Here is a 17,443-nt window from a genome sequence, read left to right as displayed (position 1 = left end):
CATTTCTCTCCTCAGATCTGCGTTAAGTTTCCTTTCGACAGCCTCGTTAAAAAAGTTATTTTAGCCTGCGAATTATCATTAATTTCAACGTATTGTAAGGATTGCGTTAAGGAAATTAGCCGGTGTAATGACTGCTCACACTCCAGCCGGTTAAACCAGGAATTATCTTCATAAAATGCTCACAGGCCTTATCCATAATTACCCGCATATCATCTGTGAGGAACATAACAATGAAACGTACCACAATGGCTTTATTAACCACCTTACTCATTACCAACGGTGTCAGTATTTCTTCAGCAATGGCTGCACCTGGTGATGACCAGGGCCGTCCGGTGCCACATCAGCAAAATGATCACCAGGGACAGGGGCCACAGGGTCAGGAGCGAGGGCCCCTGCATCAAGGTGGACAGAATCGTCCACAACAGGCGGATAACCGCGATCGTGGGCAGCCAAATCGTCAGCAGGTGTCACGATTCGCATTTCACGGCAATGATTTCCGCAGAGGCCATCCAGCCCCCGAGAGCTATCGTGGCGCTCAGTACCGTGTCGATGACTGGCGTGCCCGTGGCTTATCTCAGCCACCCCGGGGACATTACTGGGCAAATATTAACGGCAACTATGTACTGATGGCTGCAGCCACCGGGATTATCACATCGATTATTCTAAACGGTGTGCTGTCGCATTAACCGACAGGCCCCTGAAGTCATGATTTTCCGGAGGAGAAAGATGAAAAAGTCACGGATAGCGATACTGACCTCTGCTGTGATGTTAGTCAGCGTGATATCTTCTGTCCCTGCCAGTGCAGATGACCATGGACAGTGGGATCAACGGGGAGGGGGGCATCATCAGGAGGGGGGGCGTGGTCCACAAGGCGGGCCTCATGGATGGCCTGGCGGTGGCTTTCATGGCGATCATGGAGGTGGCTTTCATGGTGGTCCGCACGGCGGACCTCACTGGCAGGGCGGTGGGCCGGGTCGTGGCAATTCCTTTGCCTGGCAGGGACATCGTTTCGAACCCGGACGTCGTTTCCCGCATGAGTACCGCGGCCCGCGCTATTGGGTGAATGACTGGCATAACCGTGGATTGCCACCACCACCTTACGGCCACCGTTGGTCATATGTTGATGGTAATTATGTGCTGGTGGCGATTGCCAGTGGTGTGATTACTTCAATTATCCTGAACAGCGCATTACATCCCTGAGTGATGTCATGCAGAGATAAAAGCATCCGGCTTGCCGGATGCTTTTTTTTTAGAGGACTTTACTGAGAAAACTTTGGGTTCGCGGGTTCTGTGGGTGGGAGAAGATCTCTTCAGGTCGCCCCTGTTCCTGAATAATTCCCTGATCGATGAAAATAACCCGGTCTGCGACTTCGCGTGCAAAGGTCATCTCATGTGTGACTATCACCATGGTCATGCCTTCGCGGGCCAGGGTTTTCATCACTTCCAGTACCTCGCCGACTAATTCGGGGTCCAGAGCCGAAGTGGGTTCATCGAACAACATGATTTGGGGTGACATCGCCAGTGCCCGGGCTATGGCAACACGCTGTTGTTGTCCTCCGGATAAGCTGGCAGGCCAGGCTTTACTCTTATCTTCCAGGCCTACTTTTTTCAGCAATGCTTCCGCCTGCTGTGTCGCCACGGTCCGTGATAACCCCTTCAGGCTCACCGGAGCCATGATGATATTTTCCAGTACTGTCATATGCGGGAACAGGTTGAAACGCTGAAATACCATTCCTGCGGATTCCCGGATCTTATTCAAATCGCTTTTTTGGTCGTGCACGGGCTGGCCGTTGAGGAAAATTTCTCCTTCAGAAGCCGTTTCCAGTGCATTCAGACACCGCAGAAAAGTACTTTTTCCAGATCCTGAAGGACCAATGATGCATACCACCTCAGAGGGCTGAATATCACAACTGATCCCGCGTAATACGTGGGACTCGCCATAGTATTTATGCAAATTATTAACGTGAATCACTTTTAGCCAGCCTTTTTTCTGTCAGGTCAACGAGCCGGGCAAGCAGGAAAGTTATTACCCAGTAAATGACTGATATGGTCAGGTAGGGTTCCCAGTAGGTTGCATAAGCACCGGAAACTGTGCGGGCAGCATAAGCAAGATCTGCCAGCCCAATGGCCGAAGCCAGCGAAGAATCTTTAACAATAGCAATAGCATTGTTACCCAGAGGTGGAAGGATCCGGCGAAATGCCTGCGGCAAAATAACCTTGCGCATACTTTTCCACCACGGCATTCCCAGTGCCCTTGAAGCTTCCATCTGCCCGCGATCAATTGACTGGATTCCTGCCCTGAAAATTTCAGAAACGTAGGCTCCGGCATTCAGGGTGATAGCTACGATACAGGAGAGAAATGCACCGTAGTCCGAACGTAATGTACGGGCAAAATCGCCTCCCATAATGCCTGATGAAACCAGTAATCCGTTATTCGGATTGATAAATAACGGGATCAATGCAAAGTGAACCACCATTATCTGAACAAACAGCGGTGTTCCACGGATGGCACTGACATAAAAACGTACCGGGAATTGCACCATTATTGCCAGAATATATTTCCACGGACCATGTTCAGCACGGGCCAGTCGGCCCAACCCCAGAATCAGTCCCCATAATGTCCCGGTGATAATACAGATCACCGTACATTTCAGTGTCATCAGGGCGCCTTCAATAAACAAAGGCTCATAGTCCCGGATGATTTCCCAGTTAAATCCACTCATGATAATTACCTGAAGCAGCCTCATGACACAGCCTGCGCGGTATCATGAGGGAGTAACGGCGAATATTATTCGGCAGGAAGGGTTGGAACGTTGTTATCGAACCAGGTTTTATAAATTTTTGCGTAGGTACCGTCAGCAACAATTTTTTTCAGACCATCATCCAGTTTGTTTTTCAGTGTGGTATTTCCTTTGGCTACTGCAATACCGAAATACTGATGTTCAAATTTACTGTCATCAACCAGTTTAAAATGTTTATCCGGATGCTGATTAATGTAGTATTTGATGACTCCAACATCTCCGACAGCGGCACTGACTCCACCCTGAGATAACTCTTCCAGCATCAGTGGGGTATTATCAAAACGTTTGATGGCCGTGCTGTTACGTCCCAGTGTATCAGATACCGCAATATCACCTGCGCTGGAGTTGACTACTCCGACATTTTCACTTTTCAGCGAGGCCAGCGAAGTCACTTTCGAGTTTTGTGGAACTACAATGACCTGTTGTGCCGGGAAATAGGGGGCTGAAAAATCGACCATCATTTTACGTTTATCGGTAATAGTAATACCGGAAATAATAATGTCACGATCGCCACTGCCCAGTGTGGCAAAAATACCTTCCCAGGGGGTGTTCACTAATTTGATGTTAAAGTCTTCAGCTTTAGCAATGGCTTTAATAAGATCAATATCAAAACCTTCCAGTTGTTGCTGGCTGTTTTCGTATTCAAAAGGACGATAAGTTCCTCCTGAACCGACAACATAAGTTTCTCCGGCGGCAAAACTGCCGTAACTGACAGCCATCAGACAGGCAGCGGCAAAAAGTTGTTTAATCATTGAATACACCCTGTAGTTTTATGCTAATAATATGCATAAAAATACATAGGCAAAGCCGCTATTGCAACCCTGCCCCGCGGGAATTACCTCATTAATCCGCATCAGGGCACAAAATTCATTGATAGCCGCTGTTATGAAGTCTCAGGGAGATTTTCCGGGGGAGCCCCTGAGGCTAAACATTCAATAGTGAAAAGTAGCATAAGGTGATGTGATGGCTAACGTGTTAATTGTGATTGATATGCAACAAGGGGTAATGGCCACAGAACGCTACCTTGCTGAAGAAAAAATCTCAGTAATGAATCAATTGATCCGGGCGGCTGATCAGGTCATTTTCATCCGGCATAGCGAGGGCGAAATGCAACCTGGCCACCCTTCATGGCAGATTGTTCCTGAACTCTTTCAGCCGGAAAACGCTCTGTATGTCAGTAAAACAGCCTGTGACAGCTTTTACCAGACATCGCTGGCCGAAACGCTGGCAAAAGCAGGGGCCCGGGCTTTTACCGTTTGTGGTTGTGCAACAGATTACTGTGTAGATACTACCATTAAAGTAGGCGCTAGTAGGGGATATGCCATTACGGTGGCAGGTGATGCTCATACCACCGCGGAGCGAAGTTCAGTGACGGCAGCGCAGCTAATCGACCAGCATAATGAAGTTTGGGCGGAACTCACTGTGCCCGGTAACCGTTTACAGGTATTGCCAGCTAATCAGATTATTTCTGGTTGGCAGTCGGTTTAACCGAGCGGTGGAGCCAGTGGAGCAATGTTTGTAAAGGTTCATTCGTATCCGAAGGTTTACGGTGCAACAACCGATAACTGGCCCCGGTTTTAGCCGTCTCATCAAAGGGGGCTATCAGTCTTCCCTGGGCAATTTCAGGCGCGGCAAGATGAATATCGGCCACAGTAATACCAAAGCCTTGTACGGCTGCATTAATGGCTAAATCCATGGTCCCGAAATGCTGGTTGCGAATCATCTCAGGTGGAGCAGATTGTTTATTCAGCCATAATTGCCAGTCTGACATATCGCGGGTTGGATGCAAAAACGTGTAATTTTGCAGCTGCTGATAATTTTCAGGCGCAGTCAGATGTCCTGCCAACACCGGGGTAATTTCTTCTTCGAAAAGTATCTCCCCTGGCGAATCAGCAGCCCCATAAATCACCGCAGCATCAAAATCCTCCAGTTGCCGTCGGTGGTCCAGCGTGGTCGTCAGCGCCACGTGAAATTGCGGAAAATGCTGTTCAAAAGAGACCAGCAAAGGCACCAGCCAGCGCATGGCGCAACTGGGGGCTTTCAGACGTATCTGTTCCGGTGACAGCCGGACCTGTTCTGTCAGACGGTGCAGTTTATCCAGCAGTTGGGTCAGTTCGGGCAACAGCAGTTCAGCACGAGGAGTCAGAGTCAGCCCGCGTGCATGGCGCTTGAATAACGGAAATCCAAACCAGGTCTCCAGCGCCTGAATTTGTCTGCTGACCGCTCCCTGTGTAATACACAACTCGGTGGCAGCATGGGTCAGGTTGAGATGGTGGGCCGTGACCAGAAAAGTCTGGAGCCCGTTAACCGGCAGGGAGCGTTTCGACACAAACACCTCAGCTATGCATTATAGTCATGGCTATTATGACAACTTTTCGCTTGTTCTCCTACTGTTGTCACCGTTGAATAGATCTCTGTCAGATTTCATATATTCACGTTTTACGTTCAGGGGTTACGCATGACTGTAAATACTGCTGTTACTTTACGTTCCAGACTGCCGGATGTGGGAACCACTATCTTTAGTGTTATTGGTGATCTTTCTGCAAAGCATCAGGCGATTAATCTTTCTCAGGGGGCGCCTAATTTTCCTTGTGATCCGACGCTGATTACCGCGGTCAGCCAGGCGATGATCGAAGGTCATAACCAGTATGCCCCGATGGCAGGTCTGCCAGCGTTACGTGAAGGCATTGCCGAAAAAGTACAGCATTTGTATGGACGTGAATATGACCCAGCCGATGAGGTTCTGGTCACCGGCAGTGCCAGTCAGGGGCTGTTTATGGCTATTTCGGCGCTGGTCCATCAGGGGGATGAAGTGATCTTCTTTGAGCCCGCTTTTGACAGTTATGCACCCATTGTTCGCTTACAGGGAGCGACCCCGGTGGGGCTGAAACTTACCGTTCCGGGATTTACTATCGACTGGCAAGCGGTGGCTTCTGCCATTACTCCTAAAACCCGGATGATTATTCTTAACAGCCCGCATAATCCGGGAGCGCAAACACTGACGGCTGAAGATTTACAGCAGCTGAACCGGCTGACCGTCAATACAGACATTGTGATTTTGTCGGATGAGGTGTACGAACATATTATTTTCGATGGGCAAACACATCTCAGCATGGCGACGGATGCACAACTGGCAGAACGTAGTGTAATTGTCTCTTCTTTTGGTAAGACCTTTCATGTGACCGGTTGGCGGGTGGGTTATTGCCTGGCACCCGCAGAGATCATGGAAGAAATTATTAAGATTCATCAGTTTATGATGTACTCTGCCGACACCCCAATGCAGTGGGCGTTTGCGGAATACTTACGTCATCCGGAACATTATCTCAGCCTGGCTGCCTTTTATCAGAAGAAAAGAGATCTGCTGGCCAGCCTGCTGGTGGATTCACCGTTTCATTTACTGCCCAGTGCAGGATCATTCTTTATGCTGGCCGGATATGGACATCTCAGTCAGCAGGCTGACAGTGAAGTTGTCACCCGGCTTATCACCGAATGTGGGGTTGCCACTATCCCCTTATCGGCATTTTATACCGAGGGTACAGATAATAAATTTATCCGCTTGTCTTTTGCCAAAGATGAAGAAACACTGAAAGCGGGTGCTGAAGCGCTTTGCCGTTTTTCGTTTTCGGACTGACGCAGGCATCGCTGTTGATTGCTGAACAAAACCACAACCATTCCCCGACCGGGGATAACAATAATAACCAGATTTGGGGTGCCAGATATGCAAAAAAAGATGAAAACATTGTGGATGGTATTAGGTATGTGTACCGCTTTACAGGCCTTCGGTGCAGATACATTGCGTTACGGGTTAGAATCACAATATCCTCCGTTTGAAAGCCGTGATTCACAGGGGCAACTGGTCGGGTTTGATATTGAGTTAGGTAAAGCGGTCTGCCAGACAGCTCATCTGCAATGCCAGTGGGTTGAAAGTAGTTTTGATGCTCTGATACCGGCACTTCAGGCGAAAAAATTTGATGCCATTAACTCGGCGATGAATATCACCGAAGCCAGGGCGAAAAGCATCGATTTTACAGTGCCTATCTATCGTATTCCCAGTATGTTGATTGCTAAAAAAGGACAGGCACTTAGCCCGACAGCAGAAAGTCTGAAAGGTAAATCCATCGGTGTCTTACAGGGATCTATCCAGGAGACTTATGCGAAAAAGCATTGGGAAACTCAGGGGGTTAACGTCGTCTCTTATCAGGATCAGAACCAGGTTTACACCGATATGGTGGCGGGCCGTCTTGACGGAACCCTGGTGATGTCAGCAGCAGGGCTGGATGGTTTTCTGGATAAACCACAAGGTAAAGATTTCAGCTTTGTCGGTAAGCCGGTGGAAGACGACGTTATTTTAGGCACCGGTATCGGTTTCGGATTGCGTAAAGGCGACACGGCACTGAAACAGAAGCTGGATGCTGCGATTACTACGATTCAAAAGAACGGGACACTGACAAAACTGGCAGCCCATTATTTCCCCGGGATAGATGTTAGCGTGAATAAATAATCCATCGTTGACCTGCTTACAGAGATCCCGTTTGCCGTGGGATCTCTGGTTTTACCTTCGATATGTTTTAAATCCTCCTGCCATTCGACGGTATTTTATCTCTCCTGCCTTTCTGCTCTTTTCCCAAAAATAATTTCAAAAAATATCGATGCCTGTGCTGCCAGACTGTCTGGCAGATCCCTAATAACTTCAGTCAGTTGCTGATTTGTATGTATATTAATATTTACATTTTTAGATTGTTATTAAGGTTTTTTTGGCTATCGTAAACTTAACTGTACATGTTGTGGATTGAATTGTTTACTACCTGTGGTAGTCTGTGGCTCATAAAGCAGAGACAGACCCGGACCTGCAATTTTTACAGGATGAGTACCATGCAAAAAGACACGCTGAATAATGTTCATATTGCCGATGAACAAGTCATGATTACCCCGGAACAGTTAAAAGCTCTGTTTCCACTGAGCGAACAGCAGGAAACGCAGATATCTGAATCCCGTCAGGTGATTTCACGGATTATTTCCGGTGAAGATCGCCGTTTGCTGGTGGTTTGTGGACCATGCTCCATTCATGACCCGGAAGCCGCGCTGGAGTATGCGCATCGTTATAAACAACTGGCAGATAAATACAGCGATAGTCTCTTTCTGGTAATGCGGGTTTACTTTGAAAAGCCCCGAACCACCGTCGGCTGGAAAGGACTGATTAATGACCCTCATATGGATGGTTCATTTGATGTTGAGCAGGGGCTGCATATTGCCCGTGATCTGTTGGTGAAATTAGTGGCGATGGGGTTGCCTCTGGCGACCGAAGCACTGGACCCTAATTCACCACAATACCTGGGTGATTTATTCAGCTGGGCAGCCATTGGTGCAAGAACCACAGAGTCCCAGACTCACCGCGAAATGGCGTCAGGACTCTCTTTGCCGGTCGGGTTTAAGAATGGTACAGACGGAAGTCTGAGTACGGCAATTAACGCGTTACGGGCCGCAGCAATGCCTCACCGTTTTGTGGGTATCAATCAGGCAGGGCAGGTATGCTTACTTCAGACCCGTGGGAACCCCGACGGACATGTCATTCTGCGTGGCGGTAAAACACCTAACTACAGCCCTGCGGATGTCGCAGCCTGTGAAAAAGAAATGCAGAATGCAGGATTACGGGCTTCTTTAATGATAGATTGCAGTCATGGCAACTCCAGTAAAGATTTCCGCCGGCAGGCGGCGGTTGCTGAATCGGCGATGTCACAGATTAAGGATGGCAGTCGTTCGATTATCGGGCTGATGCTGGAAAGTAACCTGCATGAAGGTAATCAGTCTTCTGAACAACCACGTTCAGAAATGCGCTATGGGGTATCGGTGACTGATGCCTGTATTAGTTGGGAAACGACAGAAACCCTGCTGCGTGATATTCACCAGGATATGTGTACTACGTTGCAGGCGTCACAAGAGGTATTATGAGTCATGGTGGCTGAACTAACCGCGCTACGCGATAAAATTGATGAAACAGATAAAGCTCTGCTGGAGTTATTGGCAAAGCGTCTTGAACTGGTAGCAGAAGTTGGTGAAGTCAAAAGCCGCTATGGATTGCCTATTTATGTCCCGGAGCGGGAAGCCAGTATGCTGGCTTCCCGCCGTAATGAAGCTGAACAGCTGGGCGTACCGCCTGATTTAATTGAAGATGTTTTACGCCGTATTATGCGTGAGTCATACTCCAGCGAAAATGATAAAGGATTCAAAACCCTGAATCCTGATCTTGGTCCGGTGGTGATAGTTGGCGGAAAGGGGCAGATGGGGCGGTTATTTAACAAAATGCTCACCCTGTCAGGCTATCAGGTGAAGTCGCTGGATAAAGATGACTGGCATCAGGCTGAACAACTGTTGGCAGATGCCGGCATGGTGATCATTAGCGTGCCGATACATCTGACAGAGCAGGTGATCGGTCAACTGCCCCCGTTACCTGAAAAATGTATTTTACTGGATTTATCCTCCATCAAAAATCAGCCTTTACAGGCGATGCTGGCCGCTCATCCGGGACCAGTACTCGGGTTACACCCGATGTTTGGCCCTGACAGCGGAAGCCTGGCAAAACAGGTGGTGGTGTGGTGTGACGGACGGCAGCCGGAAGCTTATCAGTGGTTGCTCGAGCAGATTCAGGTTTGGGGGGCGCGTTTACATCGTACCAGTGCAGTAGAGCATGACCAGAACATGGCATTTATTCAGGCCCTGCGGCACTTTGCGACCTTTGCTTACGGATTACATCTGGCTGAGGAAAATGTTGACCTTGGGCAGTTGCTGGCACTGTCTTCGCCAATTTACCGTCTGGAGTTGGCGATGGTAGGACGCCTGTTTGCCCAGGATCCCCAACTATATGCTGACATTATTATGTCTTCGGAAGCCAATCTGGCATTAATAAGGCGTTATTACACCCGGTTTGGTGAGGCCATCAGTTTACTGGAAACCGGCAATAAATCGGCGTTTATCGAAAGCTTCCGCCGTATTGAGCACTGGTTTGGCGATTATGCTGACTCTTTTATGGCGGAAAGTCGCGGGTTACTCCGTTCGGCGAATGATAACCGCCAGTAACCGGTGACGTATTACATGACGACAACAGGCACCGAATTCGGTGCCTGTTGTCTTTCCGTCACTCTGCAGACACCGGGATGACATCATCTCCGGGATAACAGCCGAGAATTTTGATAAAACGGGTCAGTGCGGTCAGTTCTTCGATAGCCTCTTCCATGGCGGGCGAATGGACATTGGCCTGAATATCCAGATAGAACATCTCTTCCCACGGATTTCCGTGAATAGGTCGTGACTCAAGTTTGGTCATGACCAGCCCTTGTTTTCTCAGCACCAGCAATGCATCAACTAATGCACCTGATTGTTGTCCGGTGGCCATCAGTAGTGTGGTCTTGGCCGGTACCTGTTCAGAAACTCTGACAGGTTTACGGGCCAGAATAATAAACCTTGTCATGTTCTGCTGTTGGTTAGCCAGGTTACGCTGTAAAACCTGTAGGTTGTAGAGTTTACCACCGGCTTCACTGCCCAGCGCTGCTACATGTTTATCCTGCATCGCCGCCACTTTCTCCATGGCTGCCGCTGTACTTTCGGTATATTCAATTTTCCAGTGCGGATAGCGGTTAAGAAACTGACTGCATTGTTGAAAAGGTTGGGGATGGCTGTAGACCGTTGTAATTTCATCCAGTGAGGTCTCTGACGGCACCAGGACACAGTGATCAATCGGCTGAGTCATTTCACCGACGATATGCAAACGGGTATGCTGAAGCAGATCGTAGACATCATTAATTGAACCAGAACTGGTGTTTTCCAGTGGCAGTACCGCATAGTCAGCCAACCCTGAGTCAACCTGTTGTAAGATATCCTGGAATTTATTACAGCCAATTTCGGTCAGATGATCGAAGTGGCGTGATGCATACTGTCGGGCGGCCAGATGAGAATAGGACCCCTTCGGGCCAAGAAAAGCGATACGGGCACTGTTTTCCTGTGACTGATTCAGGGCTTTTTGCAGTAATGCCTGTTGAGTAAGCACTGATTCTTCTATGATAAGCTGAAAAACACGGGTAACAAAATGGCTGTCGAGTGACAGTTTTTTGCCTTTATCAATCAATAGTTCAAGCAGCTGTTTTTCTCTTTCTATATCGCGGACCGGGCGGTGAGTGGTCAGTTTAAATTTTCCGACCGCAACTGAGATATCCCGCCGTTCCGCCAGCAGGGCCAGCAGTTGATTGTCCAGCTGGCTAATTCTTTCCCTCAGCTGGTCTAAAGAGAGATCTGCACTCATTATTGTCACCTGTATTCCTGTTATTTTTATACCCAATAAAAAAGCCTCCCGTTCGGGAGGCTTTTCTGTTCGTCTTCTCATTCACTCTTTCAGGACGAATCATCTCCCGGAGGGGGGGAAGCTAAAAAAGAATGAGAAGAAAAACATTGTGGTTTGCATGTTACTGTTCCTGGTTTTAGTTAAACCGAGATTAGCTTTTGCGGCGGAGCCCGTCAACTAAAAACGCGCCGGGTGGCGCGTCTTCATTGGTTGAACTATTCGGTAGGGATAATATCTTTTACGCTGGCAGCGGCTCTGCGGGCTTCCCCTTTATGTTGAACTTTATTTAACTGGCGCTCCAGTTTTGTAATCAGTTCATTAATTGCAGTGTACATATCCTGATGACGACCGGTGGCAACTAACGGGCCATTGGGGGTGTTAATCGTCGCATCGGCGACAAATTCTTTAGGTTCTTTTGAGAGTACAATATGCGGGTTGATCAGCGGCGTCTGCCATTTTTCGAGCTTGGTAATACGCTCTTCAACGTGATTGCGGATAGCGTCGGTCATTTCCATTTGTTTACTGGTGATGTTCATGATCATCGCACTTACCTCTCTCGTTACCATCAGATTGATAACCAGAATAACGGCTTGCACTAACAATAATGTGATCTGGATCACAAAATAATGTCCATTTTTGTCAATAACGTCGTTTTGCAAAAAACACCACATAAATCCCTGTTAACCATTGCCAGAAAGCAAAAAAACCGCCATTATCGTTAGGATTACTAAAAAGAAAAGGCAGCCATATGGCTGCCTTTTTTGCTGAAAACAGTTCACAGTGAACCGTTCAGACGAATTACTTTTGTTGACTGCTGTTGTCTGCAATGAGCTTAGCCACTTTATCGGCTTCGCCATTGAGCTGCATTTTACGGTATGCATTTTCCATTAGCGGTAATGCTTCACGGGTCGCTTCTGTGTCCGGATAGTTACTCAGCATACCCTGGGTACGGTTAACAACCGCGACATAAGCACCACGTTTGGTATAGAATTGCACCACTGAGAGCTCATATTTCGCCAGACGATCTTTTAGCGCGACCAGCCGTTTTCTGGCATCGGCAGCATACTGGCTTTGCGGATAACTTTGCAGTAACTGAGAAAAATCGGCGAATGCCTGGCGTGCATTGGTTGGGTCTCTGTCTGAACGATCGATTCCAAAGAAGCGCTGGACCGCAGACTCATCCATAGCCATGTCTGTCAGACCTTTCATGTACAGTACATAGTCGATATTAGGATGGGTCGGATTGAGACGCATAAAACGGATGATCGTTGCCTGTGACAATGCCATGTCACCATTTTTGTAGTAGGCGTAGATCAGATCAAGCTGTACCTGCTGTGAATAAGGACCGAAAGGATAACGGTTATCCAGGGCTTCCAACTGGGTAATAGCAGCTTTAAAGTTACCGTCCTGCAGCTTTTGCTGTGCTGTTGCATAGATCACTGACGGTGGGTTGTCCGGGACAATGTCTTTAGAGCCGGAACATCCCACCAATGCCAGGCCCAGAGTGGCAACGGCCACCAGATGTTTCATACGCGTCATGACGAAATGATTATCCTCAAAGTTTTATCGGAAGCTTTCTGTGAAGCTTCCATTGATGTTCAGCTAAGATAGCACATTATAGTAAACGGCTTTGCCGTGAAACCCAACGTTAACGAAAGAAGCTTATATGGCACAACAAGTACAACTCACCGCGACAGTCTCCGAAGCGCAACTTGGACAACGGTTAGATCAGTCTTTGGCGGAATTGTTCCCTGATTATTCACGTTCCCGCATAAAAGATTGGATTTTGCAGGGACGGGTTACCCTTAACGGGGTAACGGCAACCATTCCGAAAGAAAAAGTTTTCGGTGGTGAGCGGATCAGTATTGATGCCGAAATCGAAGAGGAGCTCCGCTGGGAACCTCAGGATATCGCACTTGATATTGTTTATGAGGATGATGATATCCTCGTTATTAACAAACCCCGTGGTCTGGTCGTGCATCCTGGTGCCGGTAATCCGGATGGTACTGTATTGAATGCATTATTACATCATTATCCTGCCATTGCAGATGTACCCCGCGCCGGTATCGTGCATCGTCTGGATAAAGATACCACCGGGCTGATGGTCGTGGCCAAAACCGTTCCTGCACAGACTCATCTGGTGGACTGTTTGCAGCGTCGTGAAATCACCCGCGAATATGAGGCGGTAGCACTGGGCACTATGACCGCGGGCGGGAGTGTGGATGAGCCCATCTCGCGACATCCCACCAAGCGTACCCACATGAGTGTGCATCCTATGGGAAAACCAGCAGTGACCCACTATCGGATTATGGAGCATTTCCGTGCATCCACCCGGTTACGTTTGAGGCTGGAAACCGGCCGTACTCACCAGATCCGCGTTCATATGGCACATCTGAGCCATCCGTTAATTGGCGACCCACTGTATGGAGGGCGCCCGCGGCCGCCGAAAGGTGCCTCGGAAGAGTTTATTGCCGTGTTACGAAGCTTTGACAGGCAGGCGCTGCATGCCACAATGTTGCGTTTGTATCACCCTATTACTGGAATTCAGATGGAATGGCATGCGGAACTGCCTCAGGATATGGTTGAGCTGATTGATGCACTGAAAGCAGATACGGCCCTGCACAAAGACGAAATGGACTGGTTATGAGTCTGATTATCCCGGACTGGCCGGCACCCGCGAATGTGAGAGCTTGTTCCACCACCCGAATTGGCGGATTTAGCCAGGCTCCGTGGAACAGTCTTAATCTGGGAGCTCATGTCCGGGATTGTCCGCAGACGGTACAGAAAAATCGCGAGCTGCTGTGCGGGCTTGCCGGGTTGCCGGCCATGCCCGACTGGCTGACTCAGGTTCATGGCACTGATGTACAGTCATTACCCGCGGTATCCACGGGGCCACTGATTGCTGATGCCTGCCAGACTACTCTGTCGGGTCAGGTGTGTGCAGTGATGACTGCTGACTGCCTGCCGGTGATTTTCTGTTCTGCTGACGGGCGGCAAGTTGCCGCCGCTCATGCCGGCTGGCGTGGGTTATGTCAGGGGGTGTTGGAAAAAACCCTGGCGGAGTTTAGCTGCCCGCCTTCAGAAATCCTGGCCTGGATGGGACCCGCTATCGGTCCACAGGCATTTGAGGTCGGTCCGGAAGTTCGTGATGCATTTATCGCGGTGGATCCTGTCGCTGAGCAGGCTTTCCTTCCTTATAACGATAATGGCAAATACATGGCGGATCTCTGGCTACTGGCTCGTCAGCGATTAACCCGTGCCGGGGTGAATTCCGTCAGTGGTGGCGGGCGTTGTACTTATACTGAAAGTGAGTATTTTTTCTCCTACCGTAGAGAGAGCAATACAGGACGTATGGCAACTTTAGTGTGGCTGATATAATCTTAGCCGCTGGACGATCCTGTACGTATAATTTTTCTTTGTTTTCCGGGTCATTAAACTTGAATATTTGAGGGATTGGCCTCATTTAATCTCCTGTAGCATTTTGACCTTTAACAGGAGGAATTATGCGTCTGGATCGTCTAACCAGTAAATTTCAATTAGCTTTGGCCGATGCACAATCATTGGCCCTTGGCAACGACAACCAATTTATCGAACCTCTTCACCTTATGAGTGCCCTACTGTCTCAGGAAGGGGGATCGTTACGTCCTTTACTCTCCTCTGCCGGACTGGATGTTGCGGCAATCCAGGAGAAAATAAGTCAGTCCCTGAATCGGCTGCCACAGATTGAAGGCAGCGACGGTGATGTGCAGCCATCTGCTGATTTAATCCGTGTATTAAATTTGTGCGATAAGCTGGCCCAGAAACGTGGTGACAGCTTTATCTCATCTGAACTGTTTGTACTTGCTGCGCTGGAATCCCGCGGAGCACTGGCTGATATTCTGAAATCAGCGGGTGCTTCCACTGAGAAACTCACCAGTGCAATCGATCAGCTGCGTGGGGGCGAAAACGTGAATGAACAAGGTGCCGAAGATCAACGGCAGGCATTAAAAAAATATACTATTGACCTGACTGAGCGGGCAGAGCAAGGAAAACTGGATCCGGTCATTGGACGGGATGAAGAAATCCGCCGCACTATTCAGGTATTGCAACGTCGTACTAAAAATAACCCGGTATTGATTGGTGAGCCCGGGGTGGGTAAAACCGCCATTGTTGAAGGGCTTGCCCAGCGTATTATCAATGGTGAAGTGCCTGAAGGCTTAAAAGGTCGTCGGGTACTGGCATTGGACATGGGAGCACTGGTCGCCGGGGCCAAATTTCGTGGTGAATTTGAAGAGCGCCTGAAAGGGGTGCTGAATGATCTGTCGAAACAGGAAGGTAATGTCATCCTGTTTATTGATGAACTACATACTATGGTGGGTGCCGGTAAAGCCGACGGAGCAATGGATGCCGGGAATATGCTGAAGCCCGCTCTGGCCCGTGGGGAATTGCACTGTGTCGGTGCCACAACACTGGATGAGTATCGTCAGTATATTGAGAAAGATGCTGCACTGGAGCGTCGTTTCCAGAAAGTGCTGGTGGCGGAACCCACAGTGGAAGATACCATTGCAATTCTGCGTGGCCTGAAAGAGCGCTATGAATTACACCACCACGTGCAAATCACCGACCCTGCAATTGTTGCCGCCGCGAATCTTTCGCACCGCTACATCGCTGATCGTCAGTTACCGGACAAAGCAATCGATCTGATTGATGAAGCAGCTTCCAGTATCCGTATGCAGATCGACTCTAAACCAGAATCGCTGGATCGTCTGGAACGTCGGATAATACAGTTAAAACTGGAACAGCAGGCACTGAAAAAAGAGTCTGATGATGCCAGTGTTAAACGGCTGGAAATGCTGGAGACCGAGCTGAATCAGAAAGAACGTGAGTATGCTGAACTTGAAGAAGAGTGGAAAGCGGAAAAAGCTTCTCTGACCGGGACTCAGAATATCAAAGCTGAGCTGGAGCAGGCACGTTTGTCACTTGAGCAGGCTCGTCGTACCGGGGACCTGGCAGAAATGTCAGAGCTGCAGTACGGTAAAATTCCGGATCTGGAAAAACAATTGGCAGCCGCCACTCAGGCCGAAGGCAAATCCATGAAAATGTTACGTAACCGTGTAACTGACGTAGAGATTGCCGATGTGTTGGCCCGCTGGACCGGGATTCCAGTCTCAAGAATGATGGAAGGTGAACGTGAAAAATTGTTGCGGATGGAAGAGTCTCTGCACAATCGGGTGATAGGTCAGGATGAAGCGGTCGAAGCGGTAGCCAATGCCATTCGTCGTAGCAGGGCGGGACTGGCTGACCCAAATCGTCCGGTGGGGTCATTCCTGTTTCTCGGTCCTACCGGGGTGGGTAAAACTGAACTATGTAAGGCGTTGGCTGACTTCTTGTTTGACAGCGATGAGGCCATGGTCCGGATTGACATGTCAGAGTTTATGGAAAAACACTCGGTTTCCAGACTGGTCGGTGCGCCTCCGGGATACGTTGGCTATGAAGAGGGTGGTTACCTGACTGAAGCGGTCAGACGTCGTCCGTATTCGGTGATCTTGCTCGACGAGGTTGAGAAAGCGCATCCGGATGTGTTCAACATATTGTTGCAGGTGCTGGATGATGGGCGTCTGACAGACGGGCAGGGACGTACGGTCGATTTCCGTAATGCCGTCATTATTATGACCTCTAACCTGGGGTCAGACTTAATTCAGGAGCGGTTTGGTGAACTGAATTATGGTGAGATGAAAGCGTTAGTGATGAGTGTCGTTGGTCATCATTTCCGGCCTGAGTTTATCAACCGTATTGATGAGCTGGTGGTCTTCCATCCATTGGGTGCGGATCATATTGCGTCAATTGCACAGATACAGCTGCAACGGTTGCATAAACGTCTGGAGGAACGAGGTTATGAGTTACATATTTCGGACGAAGCCCTGAAACTGCTGGGTCAGACAGGTTTCGACCCGGTCTATGGGGCCCGGCCGCTGAAAAGAGCTATTCAGCAGGAAATCGAGAACCCATTGGCTCAGCAGATTCTTTCTGGTGATCTGGTGCCTGGAAAACTCATCGAAATGGATGTACGCGATGGAGAAATCGTCGCTCATCAGTAATCACTGACTGATGCATCCCCAAAAGCGGGCATTTTTTGCCCGCTTTTGTTGTTTTTGCAGGGTGAGTAGTGGTTTTTTAGTGCAATATGCGTAAAATTTCAGCGGTCGGAAAAAGAATGCAAAATAGCCCTTGCGGGAAAAATTAATCTCCCTATAATGCGCTCCCACTGACACGGCAAAGCGCGATGCGCCAAGGTGTGACAGGGACTGGAGTGATTCGGTCCGGAGAAAAA

The 17,443-nt window shown here is 48.9% G+C and carries 17 protein-coding genes and 1 other annotated feature; of the genes, 10 read left to right on the top strand and 7 right to left on the bottom strand.

The window, feature by feature from the left end; translation table 11 throughout:
* Window positions 1-230 precede the first annotated feature (230 nt).
* Entirely contained in the window at window positions 231-686 is a 456-nt protein-coding gene (locus B3Z23_RS03575) for an RcnB family protein (RefSeq protein WP_294901634.1), read from the top strand.
* 40 nt (window positions 687-726) lie between these two features.
* Window positions 727-1,200 carry an RcnB family protein gene (locus tag B3Z23_RS03570; protein WP_294901632.1) on the top strand — a complete coding sequence of 158 codons (474 nt, stop codon included), beginning with the start codon at window positions 727-729 and terminating at the stop codon, window positions 1,198-1,200.
* A gap of 49 nt (window positions 1,201-1,249) precedes the next feature.
* Here B3Z23_RS03570 and B3Z23_RS03565 read toward each other — a convergent pair whose 3' ends face one another.
* From B3Z23_RS03565 to B3Z23_RS03555, 3 genes are all read right to left on the bottom strand, one after another.
* Complete coding sequence (locus B3Z23_RS03565) at window positions 1,250-1,972, bottom strand: amino acid ABC transporter ATP-binding protein (RefSeq protein ID WP_294901630.1); 723 nt, start codon at window positions 1,970-1,972, stop codon at window positions 1,250-1,252.
* Window positions 1,959-2,723: an amino acid ABC transporter permease gene (locus B3Z23_RS03560; RefSeq protein WP_294901628.1), complete on the bottom strand. Its 765-nt coding sequence runs from the start codon at window positions 2,721-2,723 to the stop codon at window positions 1,959-1,961. The genes B3Z23_RS03565 and B3Z23_RS03560 overlap by 14 nt, the downstream gene beginning before the upstream one ends.
* A gap of 65 nt (window positions 2,724-2,788) precedes the next feature.
* Window positions 2,789-3,553 (bottom strand): basic amino acid ABC transporter substrate-binding protein, encoded by a 765-nt coding sequence (locus B3Z23_RS03555; RefSeq protein WP_294901626.1) that lies wholly within the window; start codon window positions 3,551-3,553, stop codon window positions 2,789-2,791.
* A 211-nt stretch (window positions 3,554-3,764) separates the two neighbouring features.
* Between B3Z23_RS03555 and B3Z23_RS03550 the strand changes: the two genes are divergently transcribed.
* Window positions 3,765-4,289, top strand: a complete 525-nt coding sequence (locus B3Z23_RS03550) for an isochorismatase family protein (protein WP_294901624.1) — start codon at window positions 3,765-3,767, stop codon at window positions 4,287-4,289.
* Here B3Z23_RS03550 and B3Z23_RS03545 read toward each other — a convergent pair.
* The gene (locus tag B3Z23_RS03545; RefSeq protein WP_294901622.1) at window positions 4,264-5,130 is read right to left on the bottom strand and encodes a LysR substrate-binding domain-containing protein; all 867 of its coding nucleotides are present in this window, start codon (window positions 5,128-5,130) and stop codon (window positions 4,264-4,266) included. The two genes, B3Z23_RS03550 and B3Z23_RS03545, sit on opposite strands and share 26 nt — an antisense overlap.
* Before the next feature lie 129 nt (window positions 5,131-5,259).
* Between B3Z23_RS03545 and B3Z23_RS03540 the strand changes: the two genes are divergently transcribed.
* From B3Z23_RS03540 to tyrA, 4 genes are all read left to right on the top strand, one after another.
* A complete protein-coding gene (locus B3Z23_RS03540) occupies window positions 5,260-6,432 on the top strand; it encodes a methionine aminotransferase (RefSeq protein ID WP_294901620.1) in 1,173 nt (390 codons plus the stop codon).
* An 87-nt stretch (window positions 6,433-6,519) separates the two neighbouring features.
* A complete protein-coding gene (locus B3Z23_RS03535) occupies window positions 6,520-7,302 on the top strand; it encodes an ABC transporter substrate-binding protein (RefSeq protein ID WP_294901618.1) in 783 nt (260 codons plus the stop codon).
* Between the two features lie 371 nt (window positions 7,303-7,673).
* Window positions 7,674-8,750, top strand: a complete 1,077-nt coding sequence (locus B3Z23_RS03530) for a 3-deoxy-7-phosphoheptulonate synthase (RefSeq protein WP_294901616.1) — start codon at window positions 7,674-7,676, stop codon at window positions 8,748-8,750.
* 3 nt (window positions 8,751-8,753) lie between these two features.
* Window positions 8,754-9,875, top strand: a complete 1,122-nt coding sequence (tyrA, locus tag B3Z23_RS03525; protein WP_294901614.1) for a bifunctional chorismate mutase/prephenate dehydrogenase — start codon at window positions 8,754-8,756, stop codon at window positions 9,873-9,875.
* Window positions 9,876-9,933: 58 nt separating this feature from the next.
* On the opposite strand, the gene pheA is transcribed toward tyrA, so the two are convergent.
* The 3 genes from pheA to bamD all read right to left on the bottom strand — a co-directional run bounded on the left by pheA (window position 9,934) and on the right by bamD (window position 12,672).
* The gene (gene pheA, locus B3Z23_RS03520; protein WP_294901612.1) at window positions 9,934-11,094 is read right to left on the bottom strand and encodes a bifunctional chorismate mutase/prephenate dehydratase; all 1,161 of its coding nucleotides are present in this window, start codon (window positions 11,092-11,094) and stop codon (window positions 9,934-9,936) included.
* A 34-nt stretch (window positions 11,095-11,128) separates the two neighbouring features.
* Window positions 11,129-11,254: a sequence feature (Phe leader region), on the bottom strand.
* 94 nt (window positions 11,255-11,348) lie between these two features.
* Window positions 11,349-11,675 carry a ribosome-associated translation inhibitor RaiA gene (gene raiA / locus B3Z23_RS03515; protein ID WP_294901610.1) on the bottom strand — a complete coding sequence of 109 codons (327 nt, stop codon included), beginning with the start codon at window positions 11,673-11,675 and terminating at the stop codon, window positions 11,349-11,351.
* 256 nt (window positions 11,676-11,931) lie between these two features.
* Window positions 11,932-12,672, bottom strand: coding sequence for an outer membrane protein assembly factor BamD (gene bamD / locus B3Z23_RS03510; protein ID WP_294901608.1), 741 nt, complete (start codon window positions 12,670-12,672; stop codon window positions 11,932-11,934).
* A 127-nt stretch (window positions 12,673-12,799) separates the two neighbouring features.
* Between bamD and rluD the strand changes: the two genes are divergently transcribed.
* The 3 genes from rluD to clpB all read left to right on the top strand — a co-directional run bounded on the left by rluD (window position 12,800) and on the right by clpB (window position 17,210).
* Complete coding sequence (gene rluD, locus B3Z23_RS03505; protein WP_038022790.1) at window positions 12,800-13,780, top strand: 23S rRNA pseudouridine(1911/1915/1917) synthase RluD; 981 nt, start codon at window positions 12,800-12,802, stop codon at window positions 13,778-13,780.
* A complete protein-coding gene (gene yfiH, locus B3Z23_RS03500; RefSeq protein ID WP_294901606.1) occupies window positions 13,777-14,511 on the top strand; it encodes a purine nucleoside phosphorylase YfiH in 735 nt (244 codons plus the stop codon). Before rluD ends, yfiH begins: the two co-directional genes overlap by 4 nt.
* Before the next feature lie 125 nt (window positions 14,512-14,636).
* Complete coding sequence (gene clpB, locus B3Z23_RS03495; RefSeq protein ID WP_294901603.1) at window positions 14,637-17,210, top strand: ATP-dependent chaperone ClpB; 2,574 nt, start codon at window positions 14,637-14,639, stop codon at window positions 17,208-17,210.
* Window positions 17,211-17,443: the final 233 nt, after the last annotated feature.

This window comes from Tatumella sp. UBA2305 (genome assembly GCF_002345795.1).
Lineage (GTDB): Bacteria > Pseudomonadota > Gammaproteobacteria > Enterobacterales > Enterobacteriaceae > Tatumella > Tatumella morbirosei.
The sequence above is the reverse complement of the archived record's forward strand: the minus strand, read 5'-3'. Positions and strand labels throughout refer to the sequence as shown.